At 61.6% G+C, this 18,499-nt stretch carries 18 protein-coding genes; 9 read left to right on the forward strand and 9 right to left on the reverse strand.

Features of this window, described 5'->3' with window-relative positions:
- Positions 1 to 161 precede the first annotated feature (161 nt).
- The 3 genes from EDF71_RS20170 to EDF71_RS20180 form a co-directional block, all read right to left on the reverse strand.
- Positions 162 to 1,055, reverse strand: a complete 894-nt coding sequence (locus EDF71_RS20170) for an ABC transporter permease (RefSeq protein ID WP_133858418.1) — start codon at positions 1,053 to 1,055, stop codon at positions 162 to 164.
- A 36-nt stretch (positions 1,056 to 1,091) separates the two neighbouring features.
- Positions 1,092 to 1,952: an ABC transporter ATP-binding protein gene (locus EDF71_RS20175; protein ID WP_133858336.1), complete on the reverse strand. Its 861-nt coding sequence runs from the start codon at positions 1,950 to 1,952 to the stop codon at positions 1,092 to 1,094.
- A gap of 80 nt (positions 1,953 to 2,032) precedes the next feature.
- Positions 2,033 to 2,989: an ABC transporter substrate-binding protein gene (locus tag EDF71_RS20180; RefSeq protein WP_208301102.1), complete on the reverse strand. Its 957-nt coding sequence runs from the start codon at positions 2,987 to 2,989 to the stop codon at positions 2,033 to 2,035.
- A gap of 254 nt (positions 2,990 to 3,243) precedes the next feature.
- Between EDF71_RS20180 and EDF71_RS20185 the strand changes: the two genes are divergently transcribed.
- Both EDF71_RS20185 and EDF71_RS20190 read left to right on the forward strand, forming a co-directional pair.
- Positions 3,244 to 3,924: a response regulator transcription factor gene (locus EDF71_RS20185; RefSeq protein WP_133858338.1), complete on the forward strand. Its 681-nt coding sequence runs from the start codon at positions 3,244 to 3,246 to the stop codon at positions 3,922 to 3,924.
- On the forward strand, positions 3,925 to 5,412 hold the full coding sequence (locus tag EDF71_RS20190; protein WP_133858339.1) for a sensor histidine kinase: 1,488 nt from the start codon (positions 3,925 to 3,927) through the stop codon (positions 5,410 to 5,412).
- Here the strand turns inward: EDF71_RS20190 and EDF71_RS20195 are convergent.
- Positions 5,409 to 6,326, reverse strand: a complete 918-nt coding sequence (locus tag EDF71_RS20195; protein ID WP_133858340.1) for a LysR family transcriptional regulator — start codon at positions 6,324 to 6,326, stop codon at positions 5,409 to 5,411. The two genes, EDF71_RS20190 and EDF71_RS20195, sit on opposite strands and share 4 nt — an antisense overlap.
- Positions 6,327 to 6,435: 109 nt before the next feature.
- On the opposite strand from EDF71_RS20195, the gene msuE reads away from it, so the two are divergent.
- From msuE to EDF71_RS20210, 3 genes are all read left to right on the forward strand, one after another.
- Positions 6,436 to 7,017, forward strand: a complete 582-nt coding sequence (gene msuE, locus EDF71_RS20200) for an FMN reductase (protein WP_133858341.1) — start codon at positions 6,436 to 6,438, stop codon at positions 7,015 to 7,017.
- A gap of 41 nt (positions 7,018 to 7,058) precedes the next feature.
- Entirely contained in the window at positions 7,059 to 8,042 is a 984-nt protein-coding gene (locus EDF71_RS20205) for a DUF1852 domain-containing protein (protein ID WP_133858342.1), read from the forward strand.
- Positions 8,043 to 8,175: 133 nt separating this feature from the next.
- Complete coding sequence (locus EDF71_RS20210; protein ID WP_133858343.1) at positions 8,176 to 9,201, forward strand: methionine synthase; 1,026 nt, start codon at positions 8,176 to 8,178, stop codon at positions 9,199 to 9,201.
- 176 nt (positions 9,202 to 9,377) lie between these two features.
- On the opposite strand, the gene EDF71_RS20215 is transcribed toward EDF71_RS20210, so the two are convergent.
- Complete coding sequence (locus EDF71_RS20215) at positions 9,378 to 9,686, reverse strand: DUF4236 domain-containing protein (protein WP_133858344.1); 309 nt, start codon at positions 9,684 to 9,686, stop codon at positions 9,378 to 9,380.
- A gap of 395 nt (positions 9,687 to 10,081) precedes the next feature.
- Between EDF71_RS20215 and EDF71_RS20220 the strand changes: the two genes are divergently transcribed.
- Genes EDF71_RS20220 through EDF71_RS20235 form a run of 4 tightly spaced genes read left to right on the forward strand, consistent with a single transcriptional unit; the run spans position 10,082 to position 14,034 of the window.
- Positions 10,082 to 10,450, forward strand: a complete 369-nt coding sequence (locus EDF71_RS20220; RefSeq protein ID WP_133858345.1) for a hypothetical protein — start codon at positions 10,082 to 10,084, stop codon at positions 10,448 to 10,450.
- A gap of 16 nt (positions 10,451 to 10,466) precedes the next feature.
- The gene (locus tag EDF71_RS20225) at positions 10,467 to 11,141 is read left to right on the forward strand and encodes a VWA domain-containing protein (protein ID WP_133858346.1); all 675 of its coding nucleotides are present in this window, start codon (positions 10,467 to 10,469) and stop codon (positions 11,139 to 11,141) included.
- A complete protein-coding gene (locus EDF71_RS20230) occupies positions 11,138 to 12,088 on the forward strand; it encodes a PP2C family serine/threonine-protein phosphatase (protein ID WP_133858347.1) in 951 nt (316 codons plus the stop codon). The genes EDF71_RS20225 and EDF71_RS20230 overlap by 4 nt, the downstream gene beginning before the upstream one ends.
- Positions 12,085 to 14,034 carry a helix-hairpin-helix domain-containing protein gene (locus EDF71_RS20235; RefSeq protein WP_133858348.1) on the forward strand — a complete coding sequence of 650 codons (1,950 nt, stop codon included), beginning with the start codon at positions 12,085 to 12,087 and terminating at the stop codon, positions 14,032 to 14,034. The genes EDF71_RS20230 and EDF71_RS20235 overlap by 4 nt, the downstream gene beginning before the upstream one ends.
- A 91-nt stretch (positions 14,035 to 14,125) precedes the next feature.
- On the opposite strand, the gene EDF71_RS20240 is transcribed toward EDF71_RS20235, so the two are convergent.
- The 4 genes from EDF71_RS20240 to EDF71_RS20255 form a co-directional block, all read right to left on the reverse strand.
- Positions 14,126 to 15,217, reverse strand: coding sequence for a nitronate monooxygenase (locus EDF71_RS20240; protein WP_133858349.1), 1,092 nt, complete (start codon positions 15,215 to 15,217; stop codon positions 14,126 to 14,128).
- 27 nt (positions 15,218 to 15,244) lie between these two features.
- A complete protein-coding gene (locus EDF71_RS20245) occupies positions 15,245 to 16,240 on the reverse strand; it encodes a tripartite tricarboxylate transporter substrate binding protein (protein ID WP_133858350.1) in 996 nt (331 codons plus the stop codon).
- 82 nt (positions 16,241 to 16,322) lie between these two features.
- Positions 16,323 to 17,477, reverse strand: a complete 1,155-nt coding sequence (locus tag EDF71_RS20250) for an acyl-CoA dehydrogenase family protein (protein WP_133858351.1) — start codon at positions 17,475 to 17,477, stop codon at positions 16,323 to 16,325.
- A 57-nt stretch (positions 17,478 to 17,534) separates the two neighbouring features.
- Entirely contained in the window at positions 17,535 to 18,344 is an 810-nt protein-coding gene (locus tag EDF71_RS20255) for an IclR family transcriptional regulator (protein ID WP_133858352.1), read from the reverse strand.
- Positions 18,345 to 18,499 lie beyond the last annotated feature (155 nt).

Below are 18,499 nucleotides of genomic sequence, written 5' to 3' on the forward strand. Positions count from 1 at the left end.
ATGGACCGCTAAATTCCCGCGAATCCCAGACAAAAAAAAGCCAGCTCGGTTGGCGGAGCTGGCTTAAGGCCGGTAAGCGAGAGAGCGCTTGTTCCACCGGCGAGGAGACAGGCAAGCGGGCCAGGGCCGCGCTTGCATAAGGTTCAACAAAGGTCAGTGCATCAGAAGGCAGCGGGGCGCCATTTGAGCAGGCGTTTTTCCAGGCGGGTCAGCAAGAAGTCGGCGCCCAGGGCCACCACGGCCAGCACGATCATCGCGGCGAACACGCCGCTGGCGTTGAATGCGCCCTGCGCGGTGGAGATCAACAGGCCGATACCTTCCTTGGCGCCGAGGAACTCGCCCACCACAGCGCCGACCAACGCAAAACCAAAGCTCACATGCAGGCTGGCCAGAATCCAGGACATGGCAGAAGGAATCACCACCGACATGGTGACCTGGCGTGGCGATGCACCCAGGATCTGGGCATTGGCGATCATGTACTTGTCGGCTTCACGCACGCCCTGGAAGGCATTGGCAAACACCACAAAGAAGACCATCACGACAGCCAGCGCCACCTTGGAGGCCATGCCCAGGCCCAGCGCAATCACAAACACGGAGCCCAGCACCACGCGGGGGATGGAGTTGGCGATCTGGATGTAGATCGAGAACACATCGGACAGCAGCTTGTTGCGGCCCAGCACGATGCCGCAGATCACGCCGGCGATGGAGCCAATCAGAAAGCCGATCACCGTTTCCTCCAGGGTGACCAGCACCTGCTGCCACAGCGGGCCTTGCGATGTGCCGTCGCGCATCCACTCCACAATCTGGTTCCAGATCATTGAGGGCATCGAGTAGAAGAAGGGGTCGATCCACTTCATGCGGGCCGAGACTTCCCAGCCGCCGAGGACCAGCACCAGCACCAGCAGGCGCAGGCCGATGATGACGGCCTTGCGGCGCTTGATGGCCGCCTGCGCGGCAATGGATTCCTGCGCGAGCGCGGCATCGCTCACGGCAGCGGGGGTGTGGTCTGCCGCAGCCGACGCGGGTGCCGGGCTGCGGGAGGCGGCGGGGTTCATGGTGAGTTCAGACATGGTGTATTCCTTGCCTTGTGTTTACTGGATATGGACTTCTTCGCGCAGGTCATCCCAGATGCGCTTGGACAGGTCGATGAACTGCGGGTCGTAGCGCACCTCGCTCATCACGCGGGGGCGCGGCAGGTCGATCTCGTAGACACGCTTCAAGGTGGCGGGGCGTGCCGTCAGCACAAACACGCGGTCGGCCAGCGCAATCGCCTCTTCCAGGTCATGGGTCACAAACACCACCGAGCCGCCCGAGGCCGACCATAGGCGCAGCAGCTCGTCCTGCATCAGGGTGCGGGTCTGCATGTCCAGCGCCGAGAAGGGTTCGTCCATCAGCAGGATTTCAGGCTGGTTGATGAAGGTCTGCGCCAGCGCCACGCGCTTGCGCATGCCGCCCGAGAGCTGGTGCGGGTAATGGTTGCCAAAGCTGGCCAGGCCCACGCGGTGGATCCACTCATCGGCCAGCTTGAGCGCCTGCTCACGCGGCGTGCCGCGAAAAATGGGGCCGGCGGCCACGTTGTCGCGCACCGACTTCCAGGGGAAGACGGCATCGGCCTGGAACACAAAGCCGATGCGCGGATCGATCTGCTCGACCTTCTTGCCCATCACGCGCACCTCGCCCACCGTCGGTTGCAGCAGGCTGGTGATCAGGTTCAAGGTGGTGGATTTGCCGCTGCCGGTGGGGCCGACGATGGCGATGAATTCGCCCCGGGCCACCGACATCGAAAAGTTGCGCAGTGCCAAGGTCGCTGTGCCGTCCGGCGCGATAAAGCGCAGCGACACCTTGTCGAATTCAATGGCCGCATCGGCCTGGGTTGCAGAGGCAGCGGCATTTTTGGGCTGCACGGTGCTGGACGGTTGCTGGCTGGCAACCGCCTGAGTGGCATAGGACATGGTGGTCTCCCGAGTGGGTGTGGATGGCGGGCAAGCTGCAGCACGGCGTGGCCGCGCTGCTGGCCGGCTTGCGCCGCTTTTTACTTGGCGCTCAAGTAGGCGTTGGAATAGGTCTTGGCCAGGTCAATGTGCGCGCTCTTCACATTGGGCTTGTAGGCCGACAGCACCTTGAGCACCGTCTCTGGGCCGCCTTCGGGCATCTTGCCGTCCTTGGTGTACATGGGCAGCGAAGCCTTCAGGGCTGCCACATACAGCTCCTTGTCGTTGCCGTAGTAGTCCTTGGGCATCTTGTCGGCAATCTCTTCGGCGCTGTGGCTGCTGATGTACTGCATGGTCTTGCCAAAGGCGCGGGCCAGCTTGGCCGCTTGGTCCTTGTGGCTGGCGGCCCATTCGTTGCGCACATACAGGCTGGCAGCGGGGTACAGGCCGCCCAGTGCGGCCTGGGTGCCCTCTTCGCTGCGCATATCCACCAACACCTTGGCATCGCCGGTCTTGAGCATTTGCGACACGGTCGGGTCGGTGGTCATGCCGGCCTGGATGCGGTCCTGCTTCATGCCTGCGATGAAGGAGTTGCCAGCGCCCACGGGCAGCAGCGAGTAATCCTTGCTGGCCACGCCTTCCTTGTCGACCAGGTAGCGGGTCAGGAACTCGGTGGACGAGCCCAGACCTGTGACGCCCAGGGTCTTGCCCTTGGCATCGGCCATCGACTTGAAGCCGCCCGCGGCTGCCTTGGTGGACACCAGTTCCACCTCACCGGGCACCTTGCAGAACACCGCAATGGCCTGGATGTCCTTGCCCTTGGCCTGCAGGTCGATGGTGTGGTCGTAGAAACCCACCACGCCTTGCACGGCACCGGCGATCAGCTGGTTTTCTGCATCCACGCCGGCGGGCTGCGATTGCAGCTCGACCTTCAGGCCCTCTTCCTTGAAGTAGCCCAGCGACTCGGCCAGCTTGGCGGGCAGGTAGATGATCTTGTTGATGCCGCCCACCATGATGGTGACGGTATCGTCTGCCGCCTGGGCAGCCGTGCTGGCCATGCAGCAGACAGCAGCAGCGGCGATGGCTGCCAGGGCATTGCGGCGGGTAGCGTGGAATTGGGTCATGCAGTGTCTCCTTGAAGTTGTGGTCCTGGCATCTGCAGTGGTGGCTCCCCGAGCTGGGCGACCGCATAATGCACCGGATAGGAATAGAGTCTAGAAACTGCACCCTTTCAGTGCGCTTTCGCTGCACTGCAGCATTTTTAGTGGTTATCCCTGATCTATTTGCGGGCGCCCGGCGCCCCACCCCTCCGATGAAGATCCTTCTGGTCGAAGACAACTTGGAACTGGCCCAGTCCCTGGCCGAGCTGCTGCGCCAGCATGCTTTTGTGGTGGACCATGTGGACCGTGGCGATGCGGCCGACCAGCTGCTGAGCCAATCGCACTACGACTTGCTGCTGCTGGACCTGAACCTGCCCCAGCTCAGCGGCAAGGCCCTGCTGCGCCGCCTGCGTGAGCGGGGTGACAGCCTGCCGGTGATCGTGCTGACGGCCAGCGATTCGCTCGACCAGAAGGTGCTGTGCCTGGAGATTGGTGCCGATGACTACCTGGTCAAACCGGTGGAGGTGCGCGAGCTGCTGGCCCGCATGCAGGCCATTGCAAGGCGCCAGATGCCCGGGCGCGACAACCATGTGCGCTGCGGCAACCTGCAGCTGGACTTGCGCACGCGCCTGTTCAGCGTGGCGGGCGAGGAGCTGGCCCTGCCGCCGCGCGAGCGCAGCGTGCTCGAAGCGCTGATGCTGCAAAACGGCAGCGCCCTGCCCAAGCAGCGTTTGATGGATGTCATCTACGGCATGGATGAAGAGGCCAGCGCCGATGCGGTAGACCTGTATGTGCACCGCCTGCGCAAGAAGCTGCAGGCCAGCGACACCACCATCATGACCTTGCGCGGCGTGGGCTACCTGCTCAAGCAAAGACTGGCGGGCGGGGACTGAATGCTGCACAGCCTGCGCGCACGCCTGGCCCTGTGGCTGCTGCTGCCGCTGGCGGTGCTGGTGGGCCTGTGCGGCTGGTTTGCCCATGAGCATGCCGAGGACGCGGCCGACTATGTGCAGGACCACGACCTGCTGTCATCGGCCAAGATCCTGGCCGACCGCCTGATCTGGGAAGACGGCGATGTGCGCGCCAGCGTGCCACCCTCGGCGCTGAGCCTGTTCATGTCGCCCGCGCGCGACCATGTCTACCTGAGCGTGATGGATGCGCAGGGCCAGTTGCTGGCGGGCCAGCAGAATTTTCCGCAGCCGCCACAACTGAAGCTGAGCGGCAGCGACAACGCCCAGTGGTATGACGCCGTGTGGCAAGGCCAGCCGATCCGCGCCGTCATCACGCGCCGGGCGATGTACGACGTGGACGGCGCGCGCGAGATCACCATCCTGGTCGGCAAAACCACCCACAGCCGCGACGACATGGTGCAGACCTTGTGGTGGCCGACGATGGAATACCTGCTCTGGGCGCTGGCCGTGGCCGTGCTGGTGAGCGCCACCGCCCTGACCCTGGAGCTGCGCGCGCTGCTGCGCATGGCGCGCCAGCTGGCCGAGCGCCCGGCCCGGGATCTGGATTTTCACCTGGACTCGCGCCAGATCCACCAGGAGCTGCGGCCGCTGACCGACACCGTCAACCAGTTTGCCCGCACCATCCGCGCCCAGGTGGCGCGCCAGCGCCAGTTCATATCGGATGCGGCGCACCAGCTGCGCACACCGTTGGCCATCCAGGCCCATACGCTGGAGCAGGCGCTGGGCCAGACGCCGGCCGAGCTAGCGGCCCTGTCGGTCGCGCAACGTTTAGCCGTGTTGCAGCGGCTGCAGCGCAGCAACCAGCAATTGCTGAATGTGGCCAACCAGTTGCTGACCCTGGCGCAGGCCGAGGCCGGCAGCGCCGCGCATGCCACCCAAACGCCGCAGTGGGTGGACCTGCGCGCCCTCTGCCTGCAGTGCCTCGAAGCCCTGGCGCCGGCGGCCGACCTCAAGCAGATCGACCTGGGCTGGGAGGAAAGCGAAGCGCCTGCTGCGGCAGCAGCGGATGCGGCCCAGCGCTCGCCCGATCCGCATGCGTTTGCGCTGTACACCAGCAGCCGTTTGTTGCCGGAGCTGATTGCCAACCTGGTGGACAACGCCATCCGCTACACCCCCCCGCGAGGCCAGGTCACCCTGGGCCTGGAGGCCAGCGCCGACAGCCTGCTTTTGTGGGTGCAAGACAATGGCCCGGGCATACCGGCGCAAAGCCGCGACCTGGTGCTGGAGCGCTTTTACCGCCTTGCCAATGACACGCCCGGCACCGGCCTGGGGCTGGCGATTGTGCAGGAGGTGGCACGTGCAACCGGCGCCAGCCTGCAACTGGCCGATGCCCAGCAGCGCTATACGCCACCCTTTGGCCCAGGCCTGCGCATCAGCGTGCGTTTTGTGCGCGTGGCCGGCCCCGGCTAGGCTTTGTTGGCTGTAGCAGAAGCGGCGGTAGCGCGCGGCTGGCGCGCCAGATCGATAAAGGCGCGCACATAGTCAATGGCGGTGTCCGATTCGCGGGCACCCAGAAAGATCTGCTTGGCAATGCCGCGCGGGCCCAGCCGCACCGGCACCACGTCCATCTTGGCGGCGTACTCCTCCACCAACCAGCGCGGCAGCGCGGCCACGCCCCGGCCGCTGGCGACCATCTGCACCATGATGTCGGTGGTCTCGATGGCCTTGTGGCGCCGGGGTGTGACGCCCGCGGGCAGCAGGAACTGGTTGTAGATGTCGAGCCGCTCGATATCGACCGGGTAGCTGATCAGCACCTCCTGCGTGAGCTGCTGGGGCTTCACATAGGCGGCAGAGGCCAGCGCATGACCCCGGGGCACGACGAGTACCTGCTCATAGTCAAACACCGGCTCAAACTGCAGCCCGGGTTTGAACAGCGGATCAGGCGTGACCAGCAGGTCGATCTCATAGCCAAACAGCGCGCCAATGCCGCCGAATTGGAATTTCTGTTTTACATCCACCTCCACATCGGGCCAGGCGGCCAGATAGGGCGAGACGACCTTGAGCAGCCACTGATAGCAGGGGTGGCATTCCATGCCAATGCGCAGCTCGCCGCGCTCGCCCTGGGCAAACTGGCCCAGGCGCTCCTCGGCCAGGTCCAGCTGTGGCAACACGCGGTTGGCCACCGCCAACAGGTACTGGCCGGCCTGCGTCAGCCGCAGGCTGCGGCCTTCGCGCAGCCATACATCCGTGCCCAGCTGCTGCTCCAGCTTCTTCATGCTATGGCTCAGGGCCGATTGGGTGAGGTGGAGCACGCCGGCAGCGGCGGTGAGCGAGCCCTGCTTTTCGACCTGCTGCACGATGCTGAGGTGGATACGTTCAAGCATTCAGATGAACCATATTCATGGATTTATGAGATAAAACCATTTTACTTCATAGACCGATCTCCCTACCATGGGCGCCTATCGATGGTTCACGCCATCCCTGAAAGCCACCATGACCACTCCCCTCCGCGTCGTCGCCGTCTCCGGCGGCATACAGCGCCCCTCCAAATCTGCAGCACTGGCAGCGCACCTGCTGGACCTGATTGCCGACGAAGTGCCCAGCCAGCAGACCGTCGTCGAGATGGCGGCGCTTGCACCCCAGTTGGCGGGCGCGGTATGGCGCTCGCAACTGCCCAGCGCAGTGGAGCAGGCACTGCTGGCCGTGGAACAAGCCGATGTGCTGGTGGTTGCCACTCCGGTGTTTCGCGGTTCCTACACCGGGCTTTTCAAGCACTTCTTTGATTTCATCGACCAGGATGCCCTGATCGACAAGCCGGTGCTGCTGGCCGCCACCGGCGGCAGCGAGCGCCATGCGCTGGTGATCGACCACCAGCTGCGGCCGCTGTTCAGCTTTTTCCAGGCCCGCAGCCTGCCGCTGGGCGTGTATGCCACCGACAAGGATTTTGTGGACCACCGCCTGCACAACCCGGACCTGCTCGCCAGGGCCAGGCTGGCGGTGCAGCGGGCCAAGCCCTTGCTGGCCTTGGCCACCCCAGCCCCAACGCTGGCAGTACCCGCATTCACGCAAGCCTGAACCTTTACTTTTTTCCTGGGCCAGACGCTCAGCAGACCATGATGACCACCGAACTCCACTTTCAGCTCAAGCGCCTGCGTTTTGACGAGCACTACCAGCCCGCCGACAGCACGCGCATCACCACCAACTTTGCCAACCTGGCCCGGGGCCAGAGCCGGCAGCAGAACCTGCGCAACACCTTGCGGATGATCGACAACCGCTTCAACGAGCTGGCCCATTGGGACAACCCGAGCGCTGACCGCTATGCAGTGGAGCTGGACATCGTCACGGTGGAAATGCAACTGGGCGCGCAGCGCAGCCAGGAGGCCTTTCCGCTGATCGAGATTCTGCAGACCCATATCCTCGACAAACAGACGGGCCAGCGCACGGCCGGCATTGTGGGCAACAACTTCTCGTCCTATGTGCGCGACTATGACTTCAGCGTGCTGCTGCCAGCGCACAACCTGGACCGGGCCGGCTTCAGCACCCCGGAGCATTTTGGCGAGCTGCATGGCAAGCTGTTCAAGGCCTTTGCGGGCTCCAGCACCTACCGCGACAACTTCAGCAAGCCGCCGGTGATCTGCATCAGCGCATCGACCAGCAAGGTCTACCAGCGCACGGGCAACCTGCACCCGGTGCTGGGCATCGAGTACCAGCAAAACGAGCTGTCGTCGACCGACCAGTACTTTGCCAAGATGGGCATGCAGGTGCGCTTCTTCATGCCCGCCAACAGCGTTGCGCCGCTGGCCTTCTACTTCCATGGCGACCTGCTGGGCGACTACAGCAGCCTGGAGCTGATCGCCACCATCAGCACGATGGAGACCTTCCAGAAGATCTACCGCCCGGAAATCTACAACGCCAATGCCGCCGCCGGAGCGCGCTACCAGCCGAGCCTGAAGCACGAGGATTACTCGCTGACGCAGATCGTCTACGACCGCGAAGAGCGCAGCCAGCTGGCCGTCAAGCAAGGCAAGTTTGCCGAAGAGCACTTCATCAAGCCCTATCAAGGTGTTCTGCAAGCCTGGGCGGCCCAGGCCAGCGTTTAAGAACCTGTTCCAAGGCCTAGGTGACATCGGCAGCATCCTGCCGATGTCACCTAGGCAACCCCATTCAGCAGCGGCCTGCGCACAATGCCTTGCACGCCAACCTGCCCCTCATTTTTGAAAAAGGAAATCTTTGATGTTTGAAACCTCCATTGCCGGCAGTCTGCCCAAACCCGCCTGGCTGGCCGAAACCAACAAGCTCTGGCCCCAGTGGATGGCAGAAGGCGATGCACTGCGCCAGGCCAAGGCCGATGCCACCTTGCTGTGGATCAAGGCCCAGGAAGATGCCGGTCTGGACATCGTCGGCGACGGCGAGCAGGCACGCCAGCACTTTGTGCATGGCTTTCTGGAGCAGGTGGAGGGCATCGACTTCGACAACAAGGTGAAGATGGGCATCCGCGACAATCGCTATGACGCGATGGTGCCGCAGGTGGTGGCGGCCTTGCGCCTCAAGGGCCGCGTGCATGCGTTTGAAGCGCAGCTGGCACGCGCCCACACCAAGAAAAAGCTCAAGTTCACCCTGCCCGGCCCGATGACCATTGTGGACACCGTGGCGGACCGCTTCTATGGCGACAAGGTGAAGATGGCCATGGCCTTTGCCGAGCTGCTGAACCAGGAAGCGCTGGCCCTGCAGGCCGATGGCGTGGACATCATCCAGTTTGATGAGCCGGCCTTCAACGTCTACATGAAGGACGCAGCCGACTGGGGCGTGCAGGCGCTGGAGCGCGCAGCGCAGGGCCTCACCTGCACCACCGCCGTACACATCTGCTACGGCTACGGCATCAAGGCCAATACCGACTGGAAGAGCACCCTGGGCGACGAATGGCGCCAGTACGAGACGGTGTTCCCCGCACTCGCGCGCAGCAGCATCGACCAGGTGAGCCTGGAATGCATCCACTCCCATGTGCCACCCGACCTGATGAAGCTGCTGGCGGGCAAGGATGTCATGGTCGGTGTGATCGATGTGGCGAGCGACACCATCGAGACGCCCGAGGAAGTGGCCGACACCATCGCCCGCGCACTGGAGTTTGTGCCCGCAGACCGCCTCTTCCCTTGCACCAACTGCGGCCTGGCGCCCATGTCGCGCGATGTGGCCTGGGGCAAGCTCAAGGCACTGGCAGCGGGCACCCAACTGGCCAAGGAGAGGCTGGCTGCTGCTTGATAAGTGAGTTGCGTCATCCAGCAGTGAATAGTTAATACGGTAGCGTCCGGCCCCCAATGACGGCTGACGCCTGCCGACCTATTGCTAAAGGAGTACCCATTAGAACTTCGCCCTAGAGCTTACGCTGATGGATACCTATGGGACCTTTCGGGCTGACACTGCTGGCCTCCCTTATCTCATCTCAAATTGGCAACAACAAAAAATGCGGCTAGTGCAGCCGCGATGCCCAAACCCGATAACAAGATCCAGGCCAGCAACCGAATTAGCTTTCGGGTGCGACGATGTGACACTGATCCATTCAAATCCAATATCTGTCCTGAGCATGACAAGCCCGTTCCCCGAAGACCAGCATTGAGCCGTACTTTGCCACCTCGAAAGTTGATGGTGGCGCCTTTTCGCCCAACCGACGTACTAATTCCCGACTTGCTCACATTGAGCCAGACGCCGGGTAAGAGCTTGATCCGCCTTTGAAATCTCCAACGCATTGCTATCCCTTTCACAGGCGGACTAATCAATGGCCGGTCGGGAATTAGTTCAACTGCTCCTCCCCCGACTCAATTACCAACCATCACACATTGCACATTTTGCTACATAATCGAAGGTATTTCGATAGGGCTTTTTGCTCAGATTGGGGGACGTGGTGGCTCGGAAAAAGACGGATGACGGTTTTTTGGTGGGCGTCGGGTTGCTTGTAGGAGCCGTACTGTCAATGGCTCCATTCGCATTGTTGTATCTCGGCTGCCGTACAGGACCCAGACTGACCACTCACATTGACGACTACGCCCTTACCTCTGATGAGGCTCAGAGATTGCAGCACTTCAGCGCCCGCGCGACTTCATTGCATGCAACACACCAAGGATATCTTTCCCAAGGGCTGACGATGACCAAATCCGGCGAGTTCGACCGCCGCTCAAGAGCGGGCAAAATCGCGTATGACGTAAATGCTCAGCTCAGTGACGCGATTGACGAATGTCAAGATTTGCAGGAGCTTCCGCTTAATCGTCTGTCGTCCGCTATTGGTTTTGTGAAGCTGCGTGACTCAGCTCGCTTCGCGATTCTTGGCTTCATCGCTTGGTTCATCTATGCCGCAATACATCTACTGAACAAGGACTTCGGATGGATGAGTGCGTACTTCGCATCTTCAGCAGTCAGTCTCGGCGTATTTGCGGTCGCCTGGATCTGGTTCACCATTTATTACTGGGCCAGCTTCTCCCAGTTACGCAGCCAACTCAAGACCCAATCGACTTAAATTTCACGGAATAGCAATGATCGACCAAATCACCTTTAACGACTTCACCCCGAAAGGCGACGACTTCGCGGACAACCCAGAACCGCGATGCCCATGCGTACTGTTGCTTGACGTATCTGGATCCATGAATGGTCGCCCACTTGACGAGCTGAACGCTGGACTTCAAGTATTCCGAGAAGAGTTGCACTCTGACTCACTTGCCATGAAGCGGGTAGATGTCGCTATTGTGACCTTTGGCCCAGTGAAAACCGAGGTCCCCTTTACCAACGCGTCGTCCTTCTTCCCGCCTGCTCTGCGTTCGCAGGGAGACACGCCAATGGGCGGAGCAATCAATACAGCGCTGAACCTGTTGGAAGATCGAAAGCGGGAATACCGTGCCAATGGCATCGCCTACTACAGGCCTTGGGTCTTCCTTATCACTGATGGCGGGCCAACCGATGAGTGGCAATCGGCAGCTGCTGCGGTTCGAGAAGGAGAGGCTTCCAAAAAATTTGCATTTTTCTCAGTCGGTGTTGAGGGAGCAAATATGCAAACGCTGGAGCAGATTTCATCACGCCAGCCACTGCGATTGCAGGGATTGAAGTTCCGCGAGTTATTTAGCTGGCTTTCTGCCTCCATGAGCTCGGTTTCGCGCTCGACGCCAGGAACAGAAGTTGCACTCATTGCGCCCACAGGCTGGGGCGCTGTGTGAGCTGGCTAGTTATCTCAGCATCTGAGGTTGGAACATCCCACACGGCGACTGCAGCTCCATGCCAAGATTCATGTGGCGGTGGAGTCGAGACGCTCCACAGCCGTGAGCCGGAGCCGTTGTTATGGCTTTTTGTGGCAGATGGTGCCGGTAGCGCATCTATGGGCGGCGAAGGAGCAGATCTCGCTATCGGAGAAGGTATTCGGTTTGTAACGGAGAAACTTGCTCGCAAGGAGTTCGGTCTAGGTGATACCTTCGCCTGCGACCTCGTTCGCGAAGTTCGTCGCAAATTGCATATCGAAGCTGAAAAGCAAGATAGGCCTGTGCGTGACTATGCTTGTACCTTCCTAGGAATCGTGTCAACCAAAACGGGCACTATCGCTTTCCAAGTTGGCGATGGAGGAATAGTGCTGGACACCGGCGCTGGCTTGGAACTCGCTTTGATTCCCGCACAAGGAGAGTACGCAAACCAAACGTATTTTGTTACCGACGAAGATGCCATCAACCGGCTTCAAAGCAAGGCCTATCCAGACCGTGCGCTAAGAGTGGCTGCTTTCACCGATGGGATCCAGCGTTTGGCGCTCAATATGGCGACTAACAAGCCGCAAGAAAGCTTCTTCACACCCTTTTTCGCGGGCATGTCCAAGGCCAGCTTCGCTCATGAGGATCAATTAGCAGGACTACTTCAGCAGTTCCTCGCAAGCGATCACGTAAATGCGCGCACTGATGATGACAAAACCTTGGCCCTCGCATACTGGAAAGGGCAATGGCCCGAGACCAAGCTTGTGGCGTCATTGGACACGCCGCCAGAACCTTCCGAGATAGAAACTGGCCAAGGGGTCTCGGGTTCAAAAGGCCATGTTGATGACGGCCTAGACAAGGAAAATCCTTGCTCAGCGCAGTCGAATTCATCGTCTGACTCGCCAGCTGAAGGCGATCACGCAGCATGAACCGTACGCTGGTCGACAGCACCGGTCGGCAACTCAGACTCGGGCGCGAACTGGGCAAAGGCGGAGAAGGCTCAGTCTTTGAACTGCCGGACTTGCCTAAACAGGCTGCAAAGCTCTATCACAAGCCACTAGATCTGAAAAAGCAGGCCAAGCTGTCTTTTATGGCCCGCAGCAGTAACCAAGAGCTGGAGCAGTTTACGGCCTGGCCACAGACGACGTTACACGAAAGTGCGGGAGGTCCTGTAGTCGGCTTCGTGATGCCGAAGATGTCTAGTAGAGCTGAGCTGCACATGGTGTACGGTCCTGCTCATAGAAAGAAAGACTATCCTCGATACGGGTGGGATTTCTTGCTCTTCGTAGCTCGAAACGTCGCGAGCTGTGTGGATGTTGTGCACCGTCAGGGACATGTACTGGGGGATGTGAACCAAAGCAGCTTCATGGCTGCAAAGGACAGTACGGTCGTCCTGATCGATACAGATTCCTTTCAGGTGAGCGCCAACGGCACCTTGCACATGTGCGAAGTCGGGGTGGCCTATTTCACACCTCCTGAACTTCAAGGCACGACAAGCTTCAAGACAGTTCCACGCACACAGAATCATGATAATTTTGGACTGGCGCTACTGATCTTTCATCTGCTATTCGGGGGCAGACATCCTTATGCTGGTGTTCCTCTCACCAAAGGTGCTGGAGATGCATTGGAGAGTGACATCCAGGCGATGCGCTACGCATATGCACGCGATGCACAACGACGAGGCATCGGTGTTCCTCCACGCAGCTACCCTATAGACCTATTGCCTCCATCAGCAGAAGCATTGATGCATGCCGCATTCACTGAGCAAGGAGCCAGCGGCCAACGCCCCACAGCGCGTCAGTGGGTGAATGCACTCGATGAGATCCGCAAATCGCTTCTTAGATGTAGCAAAACCAAGACCCATGCCTATCCGGACCACCTGACAACATGTCCATGGTGTGTGATGGCTAACGATCCATTTCCAGACCCGGACATCCATGTAGGAACAGCAAATCTACCGCTCTTTGATTTCGAAAAAGTCTGGTCACTCATTGACACTTTGAAGCTGACAGGCAACTTCGGGACGCTCCCCAACCACACGACGTATACCGCCTCGGGTGCCCCAGCGCGAAAGCATGGGGAGGGGAACCATATGTTGCCCTTAGGCTTAGGCGTGGCAGCGCTATTTCTCGCATCTTTTGTAGCCGGAAAGCCGTGGTTGATATTTGCAGCGCTGGTGGCAGGAATACTGCTTCGCTCAGTTGCCCGAGGGTATGACGGGCGTCCAGAGGTCGTCAAGAGACGCGAAGCAGCTCGAATTGCAGAGGCAGAGTACAAAGCAGCGGTTGCTGCCTTGCACTCTGGAGTGGGAGCAGTGGCCGCAGAATTCCAAAAGCGAAAGGACCACCTCAACCAGGCCGTGAAGTTTTTGCGCCAAATGCCAGCTCGTGCAGCGGATGAATTGCGTAAGCTCGATGGGATGGCGCGCGAATACCATCTCAGAAAGCATTTAGAGCAGTTCTACATTGATGATGTGCAGATCCGTGGACTCGGACCCGCTCGAAAAGCAGCACTTCAATCCTTTGGTATCGAAACTGCGGCAGAGGTTGTGGAAGCCGATGTGCGACAAGTAAAAGGCTTTGGAGGCGCGCTCACGCAGGCACTGCTGGACTGGCGAGCCTCGCATGAGCGCTCTTTCGTATTCTTGGCACATATGCGGCCACCAGCAAGTGAGATCGCCAAGGTACAACAGAAGCAGAATGCAGAGCGCGCGCCCGCCGAAATGCTTCTGCGAAAAGGCCCTGATGTGCTTCGAGGGCTAGTATCCGATGCACAGCGTCAGCACAGCATGCTTCTTCCTCGCGTGGAGACTGCGGCAAAGTTACTCGCCCAAGCGAATGCCGACCTTTCAGAAGCGATCAACGCGATGCAGTGATAAATCTGAGACATATCGACAAGCCAAGCGCCTCAATTGTCCAGCTACTCATACGCAGAAGCACCGAGAAGCTTTATGCCTCTTTGCTTAGCTACTGCACAAACCCACTCACCCGCCCCCAGGCCTGGTGCATCTCGGCCACCAGCATCTCCATCTGCGCGGCGACCGTCGTGCGCGCCTTGATGCCAAAAACGCTCTGCCCGGCGGCTTCGTAGATCAGCCCCGCATGGTTGTGCTCATGGATGGAGGCGAACACATCGCCCGTCAGCGCCTGCTGATGGGGCATGCCCAGCGGCGCAGGCGCATCCGCCTCGTTCCAGGCGTCGATCCATTCACTGCGCAGCACACGGCAAGGCTTGCCGCTATGGGCGCGGGATATGACCGTGTCTTCGCTGCTGCTGGCGATCAGCCGATCCAATAGTGCTGCTGGTGTGTGGTTCTCTTGCGCGGCCATCCACAAGGTGCCGAGCCAGGCGCCCTGCGCGCCGCTGCAGATGCTGCCCAACACCTGCGCACCGGTGGCGATGCCGCCAGCGGCCAGCACCGGCGTGTTCTGCGCCACTTCCACAATCTGCGGCAGCAGCGACATGGTGCCCACCGTGCCGGTATGGCCGCCCGCGTCATAGCCCTGGGCCACCAGCACGTCCACGCCCATGTCCAGCGCCTTGCGCGCATGGCGCACGGAGCCGATCAGCGAGAACGTGAGCTTGCCTCTGCGCTTGGCCTCGGCAATCAGCTCGGCACGCAGGCCGATGGCGGTTGCCACCGCGCAGGCCTGGGAGTTCAGCACCGCATCGATCTGCGCCTGGAACAGCGCCTCCGAGCGCGCATGGGCAGTAAAAAAGCTGGGCTGCCTGGGCGGCTGGATGGCAAAGCGCTGCCGCAGCCCGGCCACAAACGCCACATGCGCGGGCGGCAGCGCCGCCTGCAGGCTTTGCGGATCGGCATGGCTGGGCACATGGGCCGGCAGCATCAGGTCAATGCCATAGGGCAGGCCCGCCAGGCGCTGCTGCACATCGCGCACGATGGCCGGAATATCCTGCGGCGCATCGCGCGCCAGCCCCAGTACCGGAAAGCCGCCGGCTTGGGCAATGGCGACCACGACATCGGGCTCATGCGAGAAACCAAAGATGGGATGCGCAATGCCCAGGTGCTGGCAGAGCGGTGTTTGAAATTGCGGCATGGTGCGGGCCTTGTCTGGGTGCTGTCATCAGTTCGGCTCAATGCCGGCCTGCTTGATGACCTGGCCCCACTTCTCGCTCTCCTGCGCGATAAAGGTATCGAACTGCTCAGCGTTCTGCGGTGCCAGCTCCATGCCCAGCGATTCGAGTTTGGTCTTGACATCGGGCTGCGCGAGGATCTGCGCAATATCCGCCGACAGCTTTTGCAGCACAGGCGCCGGCGTCTTGGCCGGGGCCACAAAGCCAAACCAGGTGCCCACGTTGTAGTTGGGCAGTTGCGCCGCCTCGGCCACGGTCGGCAGATCGGGCGATGCGCTGGAGCGCTTGGCGGTGGTGACGGCCAGCGCACGCAGCTTGCCGCTTTTGACATGCGGAATCGCCAGCGCCGAGGTCAGCGGCATCATGTTGACCCGGCCGGAGAGCAGGTCGTTCAAGGCCTCGGACTGGCCTTTGTAGGGCACATGCGCGAGCGAGATATGGGCCTCTTGCGCCAGCAGCTCGCCCGACAGATGGTTGGAGGTACCCAGGCCGGCGGTGGCATAGGTCAGCGGTGGCTCGCTCTTCTTGGCCAGCGCGACGAACTCGGCCATGGTCTTGGCCGGCAGGCTGGGGTGCACGACGATGATATTGGGCACATAGCCAAAGCCGGCAATCGCCTTGAAGTCGCGCACGGGGTTCCAGGTGATGCTCTTTTGCAGCGCGGGCGCCACCGCATGGCTGGGGCTGACCGCCAGCAGGGTGTAGCCATCCGGCGCGGATTTGGAGACATAGTCGGTGCCGATGGAGCCGCCCGCACCCGTCTTGTTCTCCACGATAAAAGGCTTGCCGTACTGGGTAGAGAGCTTGTCGCTGATGATGCGCGCGACCGAGTCGACCACCCCGCCCGCCGAGAACGGAACGATGACCTTGACCGGCTTGGTGGGATAGCCTTCCGCCTGGGGCTGCGCCTGCGCAAGCGCAGTGGCGGCCAGGCTGCACGCCAGCAAGGCGCGCGCCGCATGGGCAAGGGATGGGATGGTCTGCATGGCTTTGTCTCCTGAGAAGGGTGGATTGCGCTTTTGTCGGTCTGCTCTTGTTCTTGTCTCGGCGCGCGGTGGCGGCTGGCCGCTAAGTGCTCAGCGCTGCCATCGTGCGTTTGGCGATATTGGTGATGTGGACCTGGCTGGTGCCTTCATAGAGCCGGAACAGGCGCACATCGCGGTAGAAGCGCTCGGCCACGTTGCCGGCCACATAGCCGCTGCCGCCAAAGATCTGCACGGCCCGGTCGGCCACTCGGCCGCAGGTCTCGGAGGCAAAGAGCTTGCACATGGAGGCCTCCATGGTCACGTCCTGGCCATCGTCGCGCTTGCGGGCGGTCTCCAGCACCAGGGCGCGGGCGGCATGCACCTCGGTATTGCTCTCGGCAATCAGCTGCTGCACCAGCTGGAACTCGCTGATCGGCTGGCCAAACTGCTGGCGGCGCTGCGCTTGCAGGGCCATCTCCTGTACCAGGCGGATGGCCGGCCCCACGCAAAGACCGGCCAGGTTGATGCGCTGCTTGTTGAGCGCACGCATGGCCGTGCGAAAGCCCTTGCCCTCCAGGCCGCCGACGATGGCGCTTTCATGCACGCGCACCTGGTCCAGCAGCACCTCACCGACGGGCGAGCCATGCTGGCCCATCTTGCGCATCGCCGGTGGTGTGGACAGCCCGGGCGTGCCGCGCTCGATCAGAAAGGCACTGATGCCGTTGGCGCCCTTGCTGCCGGGCTCGGACCGGGCAAACACGGTGAACAGGTTGGCAATCGGCGCATTGGTGATAAAGCACTTGCGCCCGCTGATCACAAAATGCTCGCCGTCGCGCACGGCCGTGGTCCGCAGCGCGGTGGCGTCCGAACCGGCCTCGGGCTCGGTCAGCGCAAAGCAGCCGGTCACCTCGCCGCTGGCCAGCAGCGGCAGGTATTGGCGCTTCTGCGCCTCGGTGCCATCGACCACCAGCGACTCCGACGCAATACCGGTGTTGCCGCCAAAGCGCGCGCGGAAGGTGGTCGCAACCTGCGAGACCTCGATGTTGACCAGGGCCAGTTCCTCGGTCGTCAGGCCCGCGCCGCCATAGGCCTCCGGAATGCTGTGGCCAAACAGGCCCAGCTCGCGCATGCGCTGCACCACCAGCTCGGGGATCAGGTCCTGTTCATCGACCTGTACCTCAATCGGCTGGCATTCCTTGCGCAGAAAGACACGTAGCTCAGCCAGCATGGCGTCAAACTTCTGGGGGTCTCGGATCATCACTCTTCTTTCTTGGGAGGTGAACCGGCGCTGGCGGCAAGGCTTGGGCGGTGTGCCCTAGCGCATGCCCAGCGCCAGCTCCAGTTGAAAAACGGCTTCCTTGAGCAGCGGTGCCACCTCGCGGGTGAGCAGGTTCCTGGATGCACGGTGGGTGGACAAGGTGCAGTTCAGCGCCACCGGCAAACCGCCCAGGTGGGTGCGCACCGGCACGGCAATCGCATGGATCTCCTTGCGCCAGTCGCCCTTGGAGTGGCAGTAGCCCTCGTCCTTGAAGCGCGCTACATCGGCCTGCCAGTTGGGCAGTTGGGCCTCGTACTCGGCACGGTCCTTGACCTTGAGGTAATTGACGATGGCGCGCTGCTCGGCCGCCGGGCAGGCCAGGATCAGCGCCCGGCCTATGGCGCTGGACAGCAGCGGGCGGGTGGAGCCGATATCGGGCAGATGCTGGTTGGTGGAATCGGCCCGCACCGAGTCGATATAGACCACCAGATCGCGGTCGCGCACGCCCATGTTGACGGTGCAGCCGGTGCTGCGCGCCAGCGACTCCATCAGCGGCTTGGCCGACTGGCGCACGGCCATGCTGGCCAGCAGCGGGTGGCCCAGCGACAGCACGCCTGGGCCCAGCCGGTACTTTTGCAGCTGGCCGTCGCGGCTCAGATAGCCCAGCAAGGTGAGCGTATAGGTCAGCCGCGAGACGGTGGGCTTGGGCAGGCCGGTGCGGTCGGCAATCTCCCGGTTGCCCAGCACCGGGCTGGCCGGTGTGAACGCGCGCAGCACCTCCAGACCGCGCGCCAGGTTCATCGAAAACTGGCGGTCTTGCGTGAGGTCATGGGGGCTGACGAGCCCGGGCAGGGAGATGGTGTTCACGGGGCGTTGGGCGGTGGTTCGTGTGGTCATGATTGGGCGGCGGCCTTTCCAGGTCAATCGTTTGAGCCGAGTGTTTCGCTAAGCGAAACATGCTATTGCAGCCGCCATTCCGCTGTGGGACAAAGCGGCTATTGCGCTTACTGCACGAAGAGTTT

The organism is Comamonas sp. JUb58 (assembly GCF_004364775.1).
GTDB lineage: Bacteria > Pseudomonadota > Gammaproteobacteria > Burkholderiales > Burkholderiaceae_C > Comamonas.